At 72.5% G+C, this 17,536-nt stretch carries 20 protein-coding genes; 17 read left to right on the top strand and 3 right to left on the bottom strand.

Features of this window, described 5'->3' with window-relative positions; all coding sequences use genetic code 11:
• Positions 1-54 precede the first annotated feature (54 nt).
• The 4 genes from ABH931_RS17095 (at position 55) to ABH931_RS17080 (ending at position 3,770) form a co-directional block, all read left to right on the top strand.
• Positions 55-1,479: an ammonium transporter gene (locus ABH931_RS17095; RefSeq protein WP_370114036.1), complete on the top strand. Its 1,425-nt coding sequence runs from the start codon at positions 55-57 to the stop codon at positions 1,477-1,479.
• Positions 1,476-1,799, top strand: a complete 324-nt coding sequence (locus tag ABH931_RS17090) for a P-II family nitrogen regulator (RefSeq protein WP_370114034.1) — start codon at positions 1,476-1,478, stop codon at positions 1,797-1,799. Before ABH931_RS17095 ends, ABH931_RS17090 begins: the two co-directional genes overlap by 4 nt.
• Positions 1,800-1,929: 130 nt before the next feature.
• Positions 1,930-3,105, top strand: a complete 1,176-nt coding sequence (locus ABH931_RS17085) for an alpha/beta hydrolase family protein (RefSeq protein ID WP_370114032.1) — start codon at positions 1,930-1,932, stop codon at positions 3,103-3,105.
• A gap of 32 nt (positions 3,106-3,137) precedes the next feature.
• Positions 3,138-3,770, top strand: coding sequence for an MBL fold metallo-hydrolase (locus ABH931_RS17080; RefSeq protein ID WP_370114030.1), 633 nt, complete (start codon positions 3,138-3,140; stop codon positions 3,768-3,770).
• A 10-nt stretch (positions 3,771-3,780) separates the two neighbouring features.
• On the opposite strand, the gene ABH931_RS17075 is transcribed toward ABH931_RS17080, so the two are convergent.
• Both ABH931_RS17075 and ABH931_RS17070 read right to left on the bottom strand, forming a co-directional pair.
• Positions 3,781-4,395 carry a phosphatase PAP2 family protein gene (locus ABH931_RS17075; RefSeq protein ID WP_370114028.1) on the bottom strand — a complete coding sequence of 205 codons (615 nt, stop codon included), beginning with the start codon at positions 4,393-4,395 and terminating at the stop codon, positions 3,781-3,783.
• 17 nt (positions 4,396-4,412) lie between these two features.
• The gene (locus ABH931_RS17070; protein ID WP_370114026.1) at positions 4,413-5,066 is read right to left on the bottom strand and encodes a DedA family protein; all 654 of its coding nucleotides are present in this window, start codon (positions 5,064-5,066) and stop codon (positions 4,413-4,415) included.
• Between the two features lie 133 nt (positions 5,067-5,199).
• Between ABH931_RS17070 and ABH931_RS17065 the strand changes: the two genes are divergently transcribed.
• The 5 genes from ABH931_RS17065 to ABH931_RS17045 all read left to right on the top strand — a co-directional run bounded on the left by ABH931_RS17065 (position 5,200) and on the right by ABH931_RS17045 (position 8,848).
• On the top strand, positions 5,200-5,568 hold the full coding sequence (locus ABH931_RS17065; RefSeq protein WP_370114024.1) for a BlaI/MecI/CopY family transcriptional regulator: 369 nt from the start codon (positions 5,200-5,202) through the stop codon (positions 5,566-5,568).
• Between the two features lie 84 nt (positions 5,569-5,652).
• Entirely contained in the window at positions 5,653-6,987 is a 1,335-nt protein-coding gene (locus ABH931_RS17060) for an MFS transporter (protein WP_370114022.1), read from the top strand.
• Positions 6,988-7,046: 59 nt separating this feature from the next.
• Positions 7,047-7,463 carry a YjbQ family protein gene (locus ABH931_RS17055; RefSeq protein ID WP_370114020.1) on the top strand — a complete coding sequence of 139 codons (417 nt, stop codon included), beginning with the start codon at positions 7,047-7,049 and terminating at the stop codon, positions 7,461-7,463.
• A 180-nt stretch (positions 7,464-7,643) separates the two neighbouring features.
• Positions 7,644-8,450, top strand: a complete 807-nt coding sequence (locus tag ABH931_RS17050; protein WP_370114018.1) for an SGNH/GDSL hydrolase family protein — start codon at positions 7,644-7,646, stop codon at positions 8,448-8,450.
• A gap of 11 nt (positions 8,451-8,461) precedes the next feature.
• Positions 8,462-8,848, top strand: coding sequence for a glyoxalase (locus ABH931_RS17045; protein WP_370114016.1), 387 nt, complete (start codon positions 8,462-8,464; stop codon positions 8,846-8,848).
• On the opposite strand, the gene ABH931_RS17040 is transcribed toward ABH931_RS17045, so the two are convergent.
• A complete protein-coding gene (locus tag ABH931_RS17040) occupies positions 8,824-10,680 on the bottom strand; it encodes a long-chain fatty acid--CoA ligase (protein ID WP_370114014.1) in 1,857 nt (618 codons plus the stop codon). The genes ABH931_RS17045 and ABH931_RS17040 overlap by 25 nt on opposite strands.
• A gap of 227 nt (positions 10,681-10,907) precedes the next feature.
• On the opposite strand from ABH931_RS17040, the gene ABH931_RS17035 reads away from it, so the two are divergent.
• The 8 genes from ABH931_RS17035 (at position 10,908) to ABH931_RS17000 (ending at position 17,516) form a co-directional block, all read left to right on the top strand.
• Entirely contained in the window at positions 10,908-11,414 is a 507-nt protein-coding gene (locus ABH931_RS17035; protein WP_370114012.1) for an Imm50 family immunity protein, read from the top strand.
• On the top strand, positions 11,401-11,739 hold the full coding sequence (locus ABH931_RS17030) for a hypothetical protein (protein ID WP_370114010.1): 339 nt from the start codon (positions 11,401-11,403) through the stop codon (positions 11,737-11,739). The genes ABH931_RS17035 and ABH931_RS17030 overlap by 14 nt, the downstream gene beginning before the upstream one ends.
• Positions 11,740-11,917: 178 nt before the next feature.
• Positions 11,918-14,665 (top strand): nitrate- and nitrite sensing domain-containing protein, encoded by a 2,748-nt coding sequence (locus ABH931_RS17025; protein WP_370114008.1) that lies wholly within the window; start codon positions 11,918-11,920, stop codon positions 14,663-14,665.
• Positions 14,662-15,069 carry a roadblock/LC7 domain-containing protein gene (locus ABH931_RS17020; protein ID WP_370114007.1) on the top strand — a complete coding sequence of 136 codons (408 nt, stop codon included), beginning with the start codon at positions 14,662-14,664 and terminating at the stop codon, positions 15,067-15,069. Before ABH931_RS17025 ends, ABH931_RS17020 begins: the two co-directional genes overlap by 4 nt.
• Positions 15,070-15,074: 5 nt before the next feature.
• A complete protein-coding gene (locus ABH931_RS17015) occupies positions 15,075-15,497 on the top strand; it encodes a DUF742 domain-containing protein (protein ID WP_370114005.1) in 423 nt (140 codons plus the stop codon).
• A 271-nt stretch (positions 15,498-15,768) separates the two neighbouring features.
• On the top strand, positions 15,769-16,152 hold the full coding sequence (locus tag ABH931_RS17010; RefSeq protein WP_370114003.1) for a hypothetical protein: 384 nt from the start codon (positions 15,769-15,771) through the stop codon (positions 16,150-16,152).
• A complete protein-coding gene (locus ABH931_RS17005) occupies positions 16,153-16,890 on the top strand; it encodes a hypothetical protein (protein ID WP_370114001.1) in 738 nt (245 codons plus the stop codon).
• A gap of 47 nt (positions 16,891-16,937) precedes the next feature.
• Positions 16,938-17,516, top strand: coding sequence for an ATP/GTP-binding protein (locus ABH931_RS17000; RefSeq protein ID WP_370114140.1), 579 nt, complete (start codon positions 16,938-16,940; stop codon positions 17,514-17,516).
• Positions 17,517-17,536 lie beyond the last annotated feature (20 nt).

The following is a 17,536-nucleotide window of genomic DNA, read 5'->3' as shown; positions in this document are numbered from 1 at the left end:
CACGGCGAGCCCACCGTCCGGAGAAACGATTCCCACGACGGGAGGCACGATCGCGTGATTCCCTACCCTAGTTGGCTCAACGCGGGCGACAACACGTGGCAGCTGGTGGCGGCCACGCTCGTGGGCCTGATGAGCATCCCCGGCATCGCCGTGCTCTACGCCGGACTTGTTCAGCGCAAATGGGCCGTCAACACCATGCTGATGGCCTTCAGCGCCTTCTCCATCGTCCTGGTGGCGTGGGTGCTCTACGAGTTCAAGATGAGCTTCGGCTCACCACTCCACCTGGGTCCCGGGATTCTGAACTCGGCGGTAGGAAAGCCCGGCACGATCACGAGTGCGGGCTCCGAGATCGGAAAGGCGGGAATCCCGCTCGTCAGCGGGACCGGTGCCATGCCGGACTTCAGATTTCCGCAGTCCACGCTCGCCTACTTCCAGTTCGCCTTCGCGGCGATCACGCCGCTGCTGTTCCTCGGCAGCGTGATCGGGCGGATGAACTTCAAGGCCTGGCTGCTGTTCGTGCCGCTCTGGTCCGGCATCGTCTACTCCGTCAACGCCTTCCTGTTGTGGGGCGGCGGCTGGTGGGCGCAGGCCGGGGCGCTGGACTACTCCGGCGGGTACGTGATCCACCTCGCCGCCGGGACCTCCGGCTTCGTCGCGGCGGCGGTGATCGGGCCCCGGCTGGCCCGGGACCGGGCCAAGGCCGTGCCGAACAACCTGCCGATGGTGGCGATCGGCGCGGGCATCCTCTGGCTCGGCTGGAACGGGTTCAACGGCGGCGACATGTACTTCGGCGGCCAGAACGCGGCCGCCGCCGTGCTCAACACCAACCTGGCCACCGCGGTGGCCCTGCTGACCTGGCTACTGCTGGACATGTTCGCCGGTCCGCAGCGCAAGCCGACGTTCCTCGGCGCGATCAACGGCATGATCGTCGGCCTGGTCGCGATCACCCCGGCGGCGGGATTCGTGACCGGCGTCGGCGCGATCCTGGTGGGTCTGATCGCCTCGGTGATCGTCTGGCTCTCCTGGAACAAGCTGGGGAAGCTGAGGTTCATGCAGAAGGTGGACGACGCGCTCGGCGTGGTCCACACCCACGGCGTCGCCGGACTCGTCGGCGGCCTGCTGGTGGGCCTGTTCGCGGACCCGGCGATGGCGGTCTACTACAACAAGGACGGCAGCGTCTTCTCTGTCGCGGGGCTGTTCCACGGCCACGCCAAGCAGCTGCTGCTGCAGCTCGGCGCGGCCGGGACGATCATCGTCTGGGACGCGCTGATGACCTTCGTGATCCTCAGGGCCATCGGCCTGTTCGTGAAGCTCCGCGCCCCGGACGAGGTGCTGGAGATCGGCGACCTCGCGGTGCACGACGAGGAGGCGTACCCCAGCGAGGAGGGTCTGGCCGTGGTCGGCGCGTCGGAGGCGAAGGCGGCGGTGGTCGCCGAGCCGACGACCCGGCCGGTGGCCGAACCCGCCGCCGAGCCGTGAAGCTGATCACCGCCGTGCTGCCCGCCTCGGGCTTCGAACGGGTCCACGAGGCGCTGCGCACCCTCGGCATCCCGGGCGTCACCGTCACCACGGTGTTCGCCCGGGGTGTCGGGCGGGTCCACGACGAGGTCTACCGGGGAACGCGGCGCCGGGTGGAGTTACAGCCCGCGATCCGCCTCGACCTGCTCGCCGCGGACGCGGACGCGGCGGACGTCGTTCACGTGATCGCCGTCGCGGGCGTGCTCGGGACGGTCTGGGTCACGCCCGTGGAGCGGGCGGTGCGGATCCGTACCCGGGAGTGGGGCGAGGCGGCGCTGTGAGTCGGCCCGGACGCCCAACTGGCTCTTGAGTACTACGGGGTGACACTCCGTGGAGCCCGGGGAGGAGCCAGGGTCGGCCTCCGCCCGGACGACGACGGCCGGGGCGCAGCGGCTGCCTAGCCTTCTCGGCATGACCTCCAGGATCCGTACCGCGGCCGCGACCGCCGTCCTCGCCCTCGCTCTGCCGGTCGTCGCCGTGGGAGCCGCCCAGGCCGTCCCCTCGCCCGCGACCGTCGCCGCGCCGTCCGCCCAGCGGGCCGCACTCCAGCTCACCCTGCCCCGGCCCACCGGCCCGTACGCGGTCGGCGAGGACGTGCTCCACCTTGTGGACGTGCACCGCCAGGACCCCTGGGTGCCGAGCGCCGGGCCCCGCCAGCTCATGGTGTCCATGTTCTACCCGGCCCGGCGTGGCACCGGCCGGCCCGCGCCCTACATGGACGCGACCGAGGCGCAGTTGCTGCTGGACCAGCGCGCGCCCGGCTCCGGCCTGCCCGCGCAGCTCCTCGCCGACACCCGTACCTACGCCTTCACCGACGCCCGCCCGGACCAAGGCCGCTACCCGCTCGTCGTGCTCTCGCCGGGCTTCGGTCTGCCCCGGCAGACCCTCACCGCCCTCGCGGTGGGCTTGACCAGCCACGGCTACGTCGTCGCGCTGGTCGACCACACCTACGAGGACTCCGGGACGACCTTCCCCGACGGCCGGACCCTCACCTGCGCCGTGTGCGACGGACCCCTCGACGCGGTGACCGCGGCCGACAGCCGGGCCAAGGACGTCTCCTTCGTCCTCGACCAGCTCACCGGCCCTCGGCCCGCCTGGCGTCACGCGGGTCTCATCGACGCGCGGCGGATCGGCATGGCCGGTCACTCCCTCGGGGGCATGGCCGCCATCCCGGTGATGGCCACCGACCGGCGGGTGCGGGCCGGGGTGGACCTGGACGGCGCGATCGTCGCCGGGTTGCCGACCGGTGATCTCCACCACCGGCCGTTCCTGTTGCTGGGCAACCCGCTCGACCACTCCGTGGGCGGCGGCGAAGGCAGCTGGTCCGACGCCTGGCCGCAGCTGGACGGCTGGAAGCGGTGGCTGACCGTGACCGGCGCGACCCACCTCAACTTCACCGACCTGCCGCTCCTGGGGGACGAGGTCGGCTACCCGACCCCAGGGGCGCAGATCTCCGGGGCACGGTCGACGGCCGTCACCCTGGCGTATGTGGCCGCCTTCTTCGACCTCCAGCTGAAGGGCGTACCGCAGCCGCTGTTCGACGGACCCTCCGCGGCCTACCCGGAGGTCGTCTTCCAGAAGAAGTGAACCCCGGGGCGGCCGGGACTAGGCTCGTGATCATGAAGCTGACCAAGTTCGGCCATGCCTGTGTCCGCCTGGAGCGCGACGGCGCGGTCCTCGTCATCGACCCGGGGACGTTCAGCGACCCGGTGGCGATGGACGGGGCCGACGCCGTCCTGATCACCCACGAGCACCAGGACCACTTCGACGAGGCCGCGCTCCGCGGCGCGCTGGAGGCCAATCCGGGGCTGCGCGTGTGGACCGTCGGAGCCGTCGCCACACAACTGGACGGGGTCGGCGGCGGCCGGGTCACCGTCGTGGGGCACGGGGACGCCTTCACCGCCGGCGGATTCGAGGTGCAGGCGCACGGGGAGTGGCACGCGGTCGTGCACCCGCAGTGGGAGCGCGTCCCCAACACCGGGTTCCTGGTCGAGGGCGTCTTCCATCCCGGTGACGCGCTGACCGTCCCGGAGCAACCGGTCGGCACGCTGCTGCTGCCGGTGCACGCGCCCTGGTCCAAGCTCGGCGAGGTGGTCGACTACACCAACGCCGTCGGCGCCCGGCGGGCCTTCGCCGTGCACGACGGCGGGCTCAGCGCGATCGGGCTGGGCACGGCCGCCTACGCGCTGGAAGAGATCGCCCCCGGCACGGCGTACGAGCGCCTGGAGCCGGGGGCTTCGGTGGAACTGTGAGCGCGGGCCGTCAGCCGGCCGTCAGCAGGGGGCGGAGCATCCCGCTCTGCAGCCGCACCACCAGCGGCGGGGCGAACCGGCGGGCGGCCAGCGTCACCGGCACGGCGACCGCGACACCGACGACGAGGCCGACGACCACGTCGTGGGGGTAGTGCGCGCCGACCCAGACCCGGGCGAAGGCCATGAACAGGGCCAGCACCGAGGCGACGATCCCGAGCCTGCGGTCCAGCACCCACAGCGCCGCGGCCGAGGCAGCCGCGATGGTGGCGTGGTTGCTGGGGAAGGACCAGTCACCGACGCCAGGACACGGCTGGAGGGTGACCGTGTGGGCGATCGCCTGGCACGGTCGGACCTCGGTGAAGACGCTCTTGAGCAGGTCGTTCACCACGTAGGCGAGGACGACGGCGACCGGCACCGCCAGCGCCGTCGCCATCGCCGCGGCGCTGCGCGCCTGCCGGGCCTGCCACCAGCCCGCGACCATCAGCAGGGCGAAGAAGGCCAGGCCCATGGTGGCGTAGAAGGAGACCACGTCGTCCAGCCAGTGCGGCGCGCTCTGCGCCTGCCGGGTGAACCAGGTGTACAGGCCGCCGTCGACGGAGGCCCCGTTCAGTGCGAGGGTGTTCACGGTGCTCAAGGGTGTGGTCACTCCGCGGAGGCGCTCTTGCGGGAGCGCAGCAGTTCGAGGCCGATCGGGATCACGGAGACGACGACGATCAGGCCGATGATCGGCAGCAGGTACTTGTCGATGCTCGGGATGCTGGAGCCGAGGGCGTAGCCCGCCAGCGTGACGCCGACGGACCAGAGCAGGCCGCCGACGACCTGCCACAGCGTGAACGTCTTCACCGGCACGTTCAGTGCGCCCGCCATCGGGTTGAGGACGGTGCGCACGACCGGGATGAACCGGGCCAGGACGATGGCCTTGGCGTAGCCGTACTTCGCCAGGATCTCCTCGGCGCGCTCCGCGCCCCGCAGCAGGTGCTTGTTCTTGGAGCGGGCGAGCAGCGCCTTGCCGCCCTTCTGCCCGATCAGGTAGCCGACCTGGGCGCCGAGCAGCGCGCCGACGACGGCGCAGACCAGCACCGCGCCGAGGTTCAGGTGCACGCCGTTCTTGCTGGTGGTGCAGAGCAGGCCGGCGGTGAACAGCAGCGAGTCGCCGGGCAGGAAGAAACCGACGAGCAGGCCGGTCTCGGCGAAGAGCACGACCATGATGCCGATCGCGCCGAAGGCGGCGAGCAGCGAGTTCGCATCGAGGATGTTCACCGCGAGCTGGTGCATGCCCGTGGGGTCCGGGGCCATGGGATTCGATCCTCCTGCGATAGTGGCAACGGGGTCACGTCGAATCGTTTATCGTCTACATACGTGTAGTCGTTCCGGCCACTGTAGTGGATGGGACTGTGGAATCGCGAAGACGACGAAAGGTGGTTCCGAGGTGGCGACGGAGGGGCAGCGGCGGCATCCGGGCGAGCTGGAGTCGGGTGTGCTCTCCGTCCTGTGGGCCGCGTCGGGCCCGATGACGCCGGCCGAGATCCAGCGCGCGCTGGGTGGCGGCCTGGCCCGGACCACCGTCAACACCATCCTCTCGCGGCTGCACGAGAAGGGGGTCGTCCAACGGTCCCGCAGCGGGCGCGCCTTCGCCTACGCCCCGGCCCGCGAGGCCGCCGACGCACCCGGGCTCGCGGCGCGCCGGATGCGCAGCGAGCTGGAGAAGGAGCAGGACCGCGAGGCCGTGCTGGCCCGTTTCGTCTCCGGGCTCAGCGACGAGGACGAGGAACACCTGCGCCGCCTGCTGGGCGGCTGACGCGGGCGCTGCGGTCGGCGTGTCGGAGGCGTCCGGGTGTCCGAGGCGTCTGCGTGTCGGAGGCGTCTGGCAGGATGCCTCGCCGTGGCCGAGCGACATGATCATCACAGCAGCACCGCCGAGCGGCGGACCGAGTCGAGCGCCGAGTCGAGCGCCGAGCTGAGCCCCGAGGCCGACCGGCCGCTCCGTCGGAGCCGGGACTACCTGCTGCTGTGGTGGGGGCAGAGCTCGAGCAGCGTCGGTGACGCGGTCAGCTCGGTGGCCCTGCCGCTGCTGGCGATCGAGACGCTGCACGTCACCGCCTGGCAGAACGGTGCCCTGCGGGCCGCCGAGCAGGTGGCCGGGTTGTTCGTGCTGCCGCTCGGCGTCCTGGTCGACCGGCTGCGCCGACGGCGGCTGATGATCGGCACGGACCTGGCGCGCCTGCTGCTGACGTGCCTGGTCGCCGTCGGCGCGCTCGCCGGGCAGCTCTCCTACCCAGTTCTGCTGGCCGCGGCGCTGGCGATGGGACTGTTCGACTCCGTCTTCTCGATCGCGTTCCAGAGCCACCTTCCGGACCTGCTGGAGGAGCGTCACCGCGTGTCCGGGACGGCCCAGCTGGGGACGGGCAGGTTCGGGGCGCTGACGGTGGGCTTCGCGATCGGCGGCGTCCTGGTGGCGGCGGTCGGCGCGGGCCGGGCCCTGCTCGTCGACGCGGCCTCGTTCCTGGTCAGCGCGGCCACGCTCGGGGCGGTCAGGCGCCCCAACCCCCGGTACCCCGCCGCGGCGGACGAAACGGGTGGACACCTGGGCCGGCGGGACCTGGCCTTCGGGGTCCGGCAGTTGTGGGAGAACCGGAGCCTCCGCGTCCTCGCGCTGACGGGGACGGGGATCTCCTTCGCGCTGTCGCTGTCCGTCGCCGTTGAGATGCTGTTCCTCGTGCAGGACCTGCACGCCTCCGCCTTCGCCGTCGGCATCGTCTACGGCCTTCCCGTGGCGGCCGGTGTGCCGGGGAGCTGGCTCTCGGTCCGGCTCATCCGCCGCTTCGGCCCCGCCCGCGTCATGGCCGGCACGCTGCCGGCCTACGGCCCGGCCCTCGCGGCGCCCGCCTTCGCGCCGCCCGGCCCCCTCGGGCCGGTGGTGGTCGGTGCCGCGTGGGCCCTGCTCATCCTGGTCGCCAGCGCCTACAACGCCGCCAACAGCGTGCTGCGCCAGGAACTCACGCCGGCGGCGGTCCGTGGACGGGTGAACGCGGTGATCCGGTCGATGGGAGCGAGCGCCAGGCTCGTCGCCCTGTTGGCGGGCGGTGCGCTGGGCGCGGTGCTGGGCCTTCGGGGCGCGCTTCTGTGCGCGGCGGCGGTGGTGCTCGCCCCGACGCTGCTGCTGGTCGGCGCACGCGACTTCCGTGCGGCCGCACCTGGTGGCTCCCTGGCCGGGTAGCGCCTCGCCTGCGGGTCGGGAACAGGCCGTCGAGCGTACGTGCGGTAGAACCCTGTCGTATGACCTTCAGTACGCGCACCTTCCGCCTCACGACCGGGCACCGTGAGACCACCGTCGATCTGACCGACCGCTGCCAGGCGTTCCTCGACGAGGTGGCCGCGGGCGGTGGCGGCCTGCTGAACGTCTTCGTCCCGCATGCCACGGCGGGCGTCGCGGTGATCGAGACCGGGGCCGGCAGCGACGACGACCTGCTGGCCGCGCTGCGCGAGCTGCTTCCGGCGGACGACCGCTGGCGCCACCGGCACGGCACGCCCGGGCACGGCCGCGACCACGTCCTGCCGGGGCTGGTCGCCCCGCACGCCACGCTGCCGGTGGTCGACGGCCGCCTCGCACTCGGCACCTGGCAGTCCGTGGTGCTGGTCGACACCAACCTCGACAACCCCACCAGGACCGTGCGTCTCTCCTTCCTCGGCTGACCCGTCTGACGCACATTCACCCGACGGTCTGTCAAAGAACCCGGCGGATTCGGCCGTTCGTGTCACAACTGTGGCATGGACACTTCCCGCAGTGGTTACCGACTGGTACACAAGTGCGTGACGCGCGTTCACCTGTGCCCCACCCCACAGTCGAGCACCACCACCACAAGTGGAGGTTCCATGCGCATGCCCGCGCCCAGACGACTTCTGGCGAGCACCCTCGCCGCAGGCGCCCTGCTCACGGGCGGCCTTGCCCTGGCCCCGAGCGCCCAGGCCACGACCGGCGGTTACGTCGCCCTCGGCGACTCCTACTCCTCCGGCGTCGGCAGCGGGAGCTACATCTCCTCCAGCGGCTCCTGCGAGCAGAGCACCCTGGCCTACCCCTACCTGTGGCAGAAGGCCCACGCGCCGTCCAGCTTCACCTTCGCCGCCTGCTCCGGGGCGACCACCTCGGACGTGCTCAACAGCCAGCTCGGCGGGCTCAACAGCGGCACCACCGAGGTCAGCATCTCCATCGGCGGCAACGACGCCGGCTTCTCCTCCACCATGGAGACCTGCGTCCTGGACGGCACCAGCTCCTGCCTGTCCGCCGTGAGCTCGGCGGAGAACTTCATCAACACCCAGCTCGCCGCCAAGCTGGACGCGGTCTACTCCGCGATCCGCTCCCACGCGCCCAACGCCCACGTGGTCGTGCTCGACTACCCGCACCTCTACGCGGTGCCGGGCGACTGCCTCTTCGGCATAAGCGACACCAGCCGCACCGCCATCAACGGCGCGGCGGACGACCTCGCCTCGGTCACCGCCACGGAGGTCGCCAAGTACGCCAACTTCTCCTTCGGCGACGTCCGCTCGGCCTTCTCCGGCCACGAGATCTGCACCGACAGCGAGTGGCTGCACAGCACGACCTGGCCGATAGACGAGTCGTACCACCCGACCGCCAACGGCCAGTCCGGCGGATATCTCCCCGTGTTCAGCGCGCACGCCTGATACTGGGCGGCATGACCGACGATCATCCTCTGGTCCACCATGTCGAGTTGTGGGTGGACGACCTGGCCCTCGCCGAGCAGCAGTGGGGGCCGGTGCTGACCGCCCTGGGCTGCGCGCCGTTCCAGAAGTGGGAGAACGGCCGCAGCTGGCGCAAGGGCGGCAGCTACGTGGTGATCGAGCAGTCGCCCGCGCTGCGTCCGGGAGGACACGACCGGATGCGCGCGGGCGTCAACCACCTGGCCCTGCGGGCTCCCGCGCTGGCCCACAGCCCCTCGCTGCGGTCCGTGGCCCTCTCCGTCGGCTGGCAGGAGCGGACGGACACCGGGCAGGCGCTGCACCTGGTCGACGGCCAGGGATTCGAGCTGGAGCTCGTCTACGACGAGGGCGCAGCCGCCTGAGAGGCCGCCGCGTCGAGGTAGAGAGCCTCGATGTCGGCGGCGCAGGCGCGGGTGATGGCCCGGCGCCGTAGCTTGAGCGAGGGCGTCAGCAGGCCCGACTCCTCGGTGAAGTCGATCGGCAGCACGCGGAAGGCCCGCACCGACTCGGCGCGGGAGACCGCGGTGTTGGCCGCCAGTACCGCCCGCTGCAGCTCGGCGTGGATGTCGGGATCGGCGGCCGCCTCCAGCGGCGTCAGCGGCGCGCGCCCGCGCACCCGCAGCCAGTGCTCGAGCGCTTCCACGTCGAGTGTGATCAGCGCGGCGACGAACGGGCGGTCGTCGCCGACCAGCGCGCAGTGGGCGACCAGCGGATGGATCCGGACGCGGTCCTCCAGGGCCACCGGTGCCACGCTCTTGCCGCCGCTGGTGACGATGATCTCCTTCTTGCGCCCGGTGATGTGCAGGTAGCCGTTGCGGTCCAGGTGACCGAGGTCGCCGGTGGCCAGCCAGCCTCCCCGCAGGGTCCGGCCGGTGGAGTCGGGGTCGTGCAGGTAGCCGCGGAAGACCTGGCCGCCGGAGACCCAGACCTCGCCGTCCTCGGCGATCAGCACGCTGGTGCCCGGGATCGGCTGCCCGACGGTGCCGAAGCGCGGCCGGTCGGGCGGGTTGGCGGTGGCGGCCGCGGTGGTCTCGGTCAGGCCGTAGCCCTCCAGCACGGTGACGCCCGCGCCCCGGAAGAACAGGGCCTGCTCGCGGCTCATCGCGGAGCCGCCCGACATCGCGTAGCGCAGGCGTCCGCCGAGGACCGCGCGCACCTTGCCGTAGACGAGCGACTCGTACAGCTGGTGCTGCATCCGCAGCGCGGCGGAGGGCCCGGGGCCCTCGTCGAAGGCCTGCCGTTCCAGCGCCTCCGCGTAGCGTACGGCCACCTGGTAGGCCTTCTCGAAGGCGCCCGCCCGCCCGGACTCCTCGGCGCGCTGCCGGGCCCGGCGCAGCATCTTCTCGAACACGTACGGCACCGCGAGCAGGAACGTCGGCCGGAACGAGCCGAGTGCGGGCAGCAGTTCGCGGGGCGCGGTGCTCGGCTCGTGCCCGAGCCTGATGCCGGCCCGCACGGCGGCCACCTGGATCATCCGCCCGAAGACGTGGGCCAACGGCAGGAAGAGCAGCGTCGCCGGGGCCTCGCCGCCGCGGCCGGCGAAGACCTCCTGGTAGCGGGCGAGCAGGTTCTCGGTCTCGGCCAGGAAGTTGCCGTGGGTCAGCACGCAGCCCTTGGGGCGGCCGGTGGTGCCGGAGGTGTAGATGACCGTGGCGACGGTCTCCGCGACCACGGCCTGCCGGTGCTGGTTCACGGCCTCGTCCGGCACACCCTGCCCCGCGAGGGCGAGCTGCTCCAGCGCTCCCGCGTCCAGCTGCCAGATGTGCCGCAGCCCGGTCAGGCCGTCGCAGACGGAGCCGACGGTCATCGCGTGGTCCTCGTGCTCCACGACGCAGGCGACGGCGCCGGTGTCGGAGAGGATCCAGCGCAGCTGCTCGGCGGAGGAGGTGGGGTAGACCGGCACGGGCTGCGCGCCCAGCGACCACAGGGCGTAGTCCAGGACCGTCCACTCGTAGCGGGTCCGCGACATCAGCGCGACCCGGTCCCCGAACCGGACCCCGGACGCGAGCAGGCCCTTGGCGACGGACAGCACCTGGTCCCGGAACGCGGCGGCGCTCACCTCCGCCCATCCGGCGTCGTCCCGCCGCGCCAGCACGGTCTTGTCCGGCTCCGCCTCGGCGGTCCGGTAGACCGACTCGGCCAGACCCTCGGCCTTGGGGCATCTCGCCAGCGCCGGAACACTGAACTCGCGCACTGGGCTCCCCCCATCACGACACCCCGATGGACGGGCGCCTTACGGAGCCGTAAGTTACCCCGCGGAAACATGGGGTGACCAGAGGGCGTCCGCCGGCTTCACGGGACTTCCACGGCACGCGACCAGGGTCTGTTCACGGTCTGCCCGAGATCACCAATGCCCCACAATCGTCGTGACCTCGGCCTCCGCGCCGGCCGCCGTCCTCGGACCCAAGGGGAGTGATCGCCGTGGCGACCGAGCCCTGGCACGCGTTCGTGTACGACCGCGAAGGGCTGACGCGCCACTACACCCACGTCCCGCCGCTGGAGCGGGTGACCCTGCGGTCCGTCCACCTGAGCCCGTGGGGCCCGACCCTGACCCTCCGGTTCGACCTGCCCCGCTTCGCCGACGTGGTGCCGCCGGAGTGGGCGGAGGCGGGGTGCGACCGCCTCGAGTGCCAGGTGGAGTTCCTGGCGGTGCGCGACCTGCGGCTGCGGGGCATGCCCACCGGGCGGCTCGCCGACGTGGAGCTCGCCGCCCGCGAGCGACCGTGGCTGGACGTCTCGCTGCGGGGTGAGGGCATCGAGCTCGACCTCACCTGCGCCGACACGCTGAGGGTCGGTCACCTGAACGCCTACCGCTCGGCGGACGGCGATCCGAACCGGGCCCGGCGCTGGTTCGTCGGGCCGGTCGACCGGCGTCTGTACACGACCTTGCCGCCCACGACCGGGAAGTCCTTCTATGAGCGCCTCTGAGGCTTCCTCCGGTTGGCCGGATCCCCTGCCGGACTTCTTTCTCTACTCCCTCCAGTTCGACGAGCGGGACACCTCCGCCACCGTGGTCTTCCAGACCCCGTACCGGCCGGAGCGGGCCCCTGAGTCCCAGTACGCGGTGGAGTTCGCACTGATCCTGACGGGTGTCCACGACCTGGCGGTCGACGGCTGGGCCGACGGTCCCGCCGGGTCGGCGTCGTTCGTGGCGGGCACGGCCACGGTGGTGGGTCCTGGCTGGTCGGTGGCCTTCCGCTACGACAGTGCGGCGGTCGTCGGGGTCCGCACCTTCCAGGTCGGCCCGCCCTGACCCGTGCCGGATTGTGGATCACTTGTGTTCACAGTGGATCTCCCTTGTGTCCACTTTGTGGTGTGTTGATGTCCTCGGCGGTCGGAAAAAGTGAGCCACCTGGGGCGGTCCACGGTCGAACTGACGCACGTGCAAGTAGTAGAGTCGCCGCGATTCTGCCGGGCCCCGAGAGGAACCCATGCGACTCCGCCGCAGATCCATCCGCGCGAAGATCACCGCGCTGCTCCTGGTGCCGCTCACCGCGTTGACGGGCCTGTGGGCCTACACGTCCGCGGTCTCGGCCACCCAGGTCTGGGGCCTGTTGAAGGTCGTCGACGACTACCGCTGGTACGGGAACCCCGCCGACGCCCTCTCCCGTGCCCTCCAGGACGAGCGCCGCGCGGCCGTCGCGTTCGCGGCGACGAAGTACCGCGGTCCGGCCGTGCCGCCCGCGATGCTCGCGCCGTTGCGCCAGGCCGAGGATCGGACCGACCAGGCCGCGCAGCTGTTCTCGCAGCACGTGAACGACGCCGGTCACCGCGGGGACCTGACCCGGCAGCAGGCGGACGCGCTGCGCCAGATCCAGGACCAGGTCGCCGCGCTGAAGGTCGAGCGCACCGCCGTCGAGCAGCACTACCTCGACTGGTTCAGCGTCTACGTCTGGTACACCTCCGTCCAGGACCCCTTCTTCACCCTGCGCCTGGAGCTCAGCGACATCCCCGCCGGTGACCTCTCGCGCACCGCGCAGAACCTGGTCGAGATCGTTCGCGCCCGCGAGTACATCTCCCGTGAGGACGCCCTGGAGGAGGGCGCGCACCTGCAGACGCCGCTCAGCGACGAGCAGTTCCAGGAGCTGCTCTCCACCGCGGCGACCGAGCAGCTGCTGTTCCGTGTCCACGCCGACCAGCTGCCCGAGCCGCTGTACACGATGTACCAGCAGTTCGAGAGCAGCTCGGACTACTCCGAGCTCAACTCGCTGGAGACCTACTCCGGCGAGCTCGGCGCCGCCCAGCACGAGACGCGACTCAACTACCCCCAGTGGCGCGAGACCACCGACCGGGTCCTGACCACCCTCAGTGACCTGGACCAGCAGGCCGCCACCGTCGCCGGTGAGCAGGGCCGCAGCTACGCCATGGGCGTGATCTGGCGCGACGGCATCGCGGGCCTGATCGGTCTGCTGGCCGTCATCGCCACCGTCTTCATCTCGCTGCGCATCGGCCGCCGCCTGGTCCGCGAGCTCGTCGGCCTGCGCGACGGCGCCTTCGAACTCGCGGGCGTCCGGCTGCCCTCGGTGATGCGCCGGCTGCGCGACGGCGAGAAGGTCGACGTCGCCGTCGAGGCCCCACCGTTGACGGCCCCCGACCAGCCCGGGCGGGGCGCCACCGCCCCCGACGAGCTGGCGCAGCTCGGCCGCGCGTTCAACGCCGTGCAGCGCGCCGCGATCGAGGCCGCGGTCGAGCAGGCGGAACTGCGCCGCGGCGTCGCCGCCGTCTTCGTCAACCTGGCCCGCCGCAGCCAGGCGCTGCTCCACCGCCAGCTCTCCCTGCTCGACGAGATGGAGCGGCGCGCGGAGGACCCGGAGGAGCTGGAGGACCTGTTCCGGCTCGACCACCTGACCACCCGTATGCGCCGCCACGCCGAGGGCCTGATCATCCTCTCCGGCGCCGCGCCGGGCCGCTCCTGGCGGCGACCGGTCCGCATCCTCGACGTGGTCCGCGCCGGTGTCGGCGAGATCGAGGACTACGCCCGGGTGCGCGTGCACCGCATGCCGCCCGTCGCGGTGGCCGGTGGAGCCGTCTCCGACCTGGTCCACCTGATCGCTGAACTCGTCGAGAACGCCACCGTCTTCTCGCCCCCGCACACCCAGGTGCGGATCGTGGGCGAGGAGGTCGCGCACGGCTTCGTGCTGGAGATCGACGACCGCGGTCTGGGCATGGGTGACGACGCGCTGGCCGCGGCCAACGACCGCCTGGCCACCGGGGGCGACTTCGACCTCGGAGACACCGACCGCCTCGGCCTGTTCGTGGTCAGCCGCCTGGCCGCCCGTCACCAGGTCCGCGTCTCGCTGCGGCGCTCCCCGTACGGCGGCACGACCGCCGTGGTGCTGCTGCCGCACGAGCTGCTGACCGCCGCGGTGCCGCGTCCCGGCGACGCGGAGGGCGCCGCCGCCGTCGGCGCGCTGGCGGCCGGATCCGGCGCGGGCGCCGCCTCCGGCGACGCGACGGGAACGGGCTCGGGCGAGTACGTGCTGCCGCCCTCGCTCACCCGCGGCCTGCGCGAGGCCCCGGCCGAGACCGGCCGGGCGAGCGGGGGCCGGCTCTCCTCGGCGCAGCGCGCCTACCCCGGCCGCCTCGGCGGCCCGCGCCCGCACACGCCCGACGAGCCCGCCGACACCGGCGGCCTGCCCCGCCGCCGCCCCAACCCGGCGCTCCAGGCGGTCCGCCAGGAGGTCCTCGCGGACGCGGTGCTGGCGCAGGAGGTACTGGCCGACGAGGTGCTCAGCGCCGAGATGCTCAGCGCCGAGATGCTGGGCGTCGAGATGCGGGGCGCCGAGGTGAGGGGCGTCGACGTGCGGGGCGGTGCTGCCCGCGCGGACAGCGAGGTGATCGACGCCGAGGTCCTGAGCGAGGAGGACCTCGCCGTCGAGCTGCTGCACGGCGCCGACCGGACGGGGGCGCCGGCCGTGCCGGCCGGGCCGCCCGCGTTGCCGCGACGCGTCCGGCAGGCCAACCTCGCGCCGCAGCTGCGCCGCGCCGAGGGCCTGCCGCCGCAGGGTCCGGCGACCGGTCCGGCGCCCGCCGACCGGACGCCCGAGCAGGCGCGCGCCACCTTCGGCGCCTTCCAGCGCGGCCTCGTGCGCGGCCGCTCGGCGGAGCGCCCCGCCCCGACCCCCGAAGACCAGCTCCCGCTGAACACAGAACCGACTGCGGAAGGATCCACCCGATGACAGCCACGACGAAGCCGTCCGGCGACCTCAACTGGCTTCTGGACGACATGGTCCGGCGGGTGCCCACCATCCGGCACGCCGTGGTGCTGTCCAGCGACGGCCTGGCCACCGGCGCGTCCGGCGAGCTGGCCCGGGAGGACACCGAGCACCTCGCCGCGGTGGCCTCCGGCTTCCACAGCCTCGCCAAGGGCGCCAGCCGCCACTTCCAGGTCGGGGAGGTCCGCCAGACCATGGTCGAACTCGACCAGGCCTTCCTCTTCGTCACCGCGGCCGGCGACGGCAGCTGCCTCGCGGTGCTCAGCGAGTCGGAGGCCGACGTCGGCCTGATCGCCTACGAGATGGCCCTGCTGGTCCGTCGCGTCGGCGAGCACCTCGGCACGGAGCCGCGGGGCTCGGCGGGGTGAGACCGATGCGGGGGGAGCAGGACGGCTTCGCCGACGACGACGGGGCGAGCTTCGACGGCTTCGCCGACGAGGAGGAGCTCGGCCAGCTGGTGCGCCCGTACACCCTCACCCGCGGGCGCACCCGCCACGCCGCCGCCGAGGCGTTCGACCTGGTCACCCAGATCAGTGCGGCGCCGCGCGACCCGGGCACGACGGACGAGGAGTCCCAGGACCCCGAACACGAGGCGATCCTGGACCTGGTCCGGGCCCGCCCGCTCTCGGTGGCGGAGATCGCCGCCGACCTCGACCTGCCGCTCGGCGTCGTCCGCATCCTGCTCGGCGACCTGCTCGACGCCGAACTCATCCACCTCACCCGCCCCGTCCCCGCCGCCCAACTCCCCGACGAGTCCATCCTCCGCGAGGTGATCAAGGCCCTCCGGGCCCTGTGACCCACCCGCGCCCCGGCCAGGGCCCGTCGGCGTGCCCGCGTGCGGGCCGCGCCGCAGCGCCCGCGATGGGGGCGGCACGGCCACGGGCGGCATCCACGCCGGAGGCGGGCGTTCCGTCAGGTGCGTCGGCGTGCCCGTGCGGGCTGCGGGAGTCGGTCGCCCGATCGTTTCTCCGTGCGGGTGTTCGTCAAGGTGGCGCCCGCTCTGACCCGGAGGGGTCATTCGGGGCGGGGCGCGCACGAGTGCCGGGCGAGGTGGGCAGCTTCGGCGCATGGAGCCACGGATCTGTCCGCCGCCACCGGTGCCCGTCGTCCCGCCCGTCGGGTCCGGGCGGGCGCACCTGCCGCCGCAGCCGCCGCCGTTTCCCGTCGCACCGCGCTGCGCGTCCACGCATCCGCACCCGCCCGCGCCACCGCCGCGGCCGCACCTGTACCTGCCGCCGCCCCCGCCGCGTCCCACGCCGACGCACACGCTGCCACCGCGTCCCGTCGTCCACCACGCCGTCGTCGCCGTGCCCAAGCCCCTGCCCACGCCCGAGGTCGCCGCAGCGCCCGCCGCGCCCGAGGCGGCGTTCGTCTACGTCGCCATCACCATCCCCGCACTCGTCGCCGCCGGGGCCGGCGCCTTTCACCAGTTCTTCGGAAGGGGACGCTGAATGGACCTCGGATTCCTGTTCGCCGCGCTCGTCGGACTCGCCCTCGCGGTGGTGGTGCTGGCGCTCTTCGGCCGCACGGCCCGCTCCCGGGAGGGGAACTTCTCCGGCAGCGCCCTCGCCTTCCTCGGCTCCGCGTCGCTCTCCTCCTTCGTGCTGATCGCCGCCTTCCTCATCGCCGGTTCCTGGGCCAACCTGAACACCGCCCGCGGGCACACCCTGGACGAGTCCCGCGCCCTCAACGCCGCCTACACGGACGCGGACGCCCACACCCGCCCGCTGCTGCACGCCTACGTCAGCTCCGTCATCCGCGACGAGTGGCCCGCCATGGCCAAGGGCCAGGCCAGCCCCACCTCCTGGCAGCGCCTCGACGCCGCCCGCGCCCAGGTCCTCGCCGAGCCGGTCTCCGGGCCGCGCGAGCAGGAGCTGAGCGATCTCACCGCCGTCTACACCACCCGGCAGATCCGCCTCGCGGACACCATGGCGACCATGCCCTGGCCGCTGTACCCGGCCCTGATCTGCACCGCGTTGCTGGTGCTGCTGTACGCGCCGATCGCGGGGCTGACCTTCCATCGCCGCGAGGCGGTGGCGCTGGGCTTCGTCGGGGCGGTGGTCGGCTTCGGGGTCTGGATGGTGCTGCACATGACGCACCCGTACACCGGCCCGGTCCATGTGACACCCGTGGCCTACACGCAGAGCCTGCAACGCTTCGCCCAACTGGCGTCGACCGTGCCCAAGTGAGACCCCACTTATGCGGTTGTCGCATCGCGGCCTATGATGCGCGCGTGATGCGTGGCGCGCAGGGCGACGGTTCGTTCGTCGCCGTGAAGATCCTGGTGGCCGGTGGGTTCGGCGCGGGCAAGACGACTCTGGTCGGAGCGGTGAGCGAGATCCGGCCGCTCCGGACCGAGGAACGGCTCAGCGAGGCGGGGCGACCCGTCGACGACACGCACGGCGTGGAGGGCAAGAACACCACCACCGTCGCGATGGACTTCGGCCGGATCGACATCCGTCCCGGCCTCGCCGTCTACCTCTTCGGCACACCGGGGCAGGACCGCTTCTGGTTCGTCTGGGACGAGCTGGCCCAGGGAGCGCTCGGCGCGATCGTGCTCGCGGACACGCGCCGGCTGGAGGACTGCTTCCCCTCCGTGGACTACTTCGAGCGGCGTGGCATCCCGTTCGTGGTCGCGGTGAACTGCTTCGAGGGCGCCGACCGCTATCCGGTCGCCCAGGTGCGCACCGCGCTGGACCTCGGTGCGCACGTGCCCGTCGTGCTGTGCGACGCGCGAACGCGGGACTCCGTCAAGGAGGTCCTGGTGGAGGTGGTCGAGCTGGCGCTGACCGAGCGCCAGTCGGTCTACAGCTGACCCGTCCGCGGCGCCGACGA

Source organism: Streptacidiphilus sp. MAP12-33, from assembly GCF_041261265.1.
GTDB lineage: Bacteria > Actinomycetota > Actinomycetes > Streptomycetales > Streptomycetaceae > Streptacidiphilus.
The sequence above is the reverse complement of the archived record's forward strand: the minus strand, read 5'-3'. Positions and strand labels throughout refer to the sequence as shown.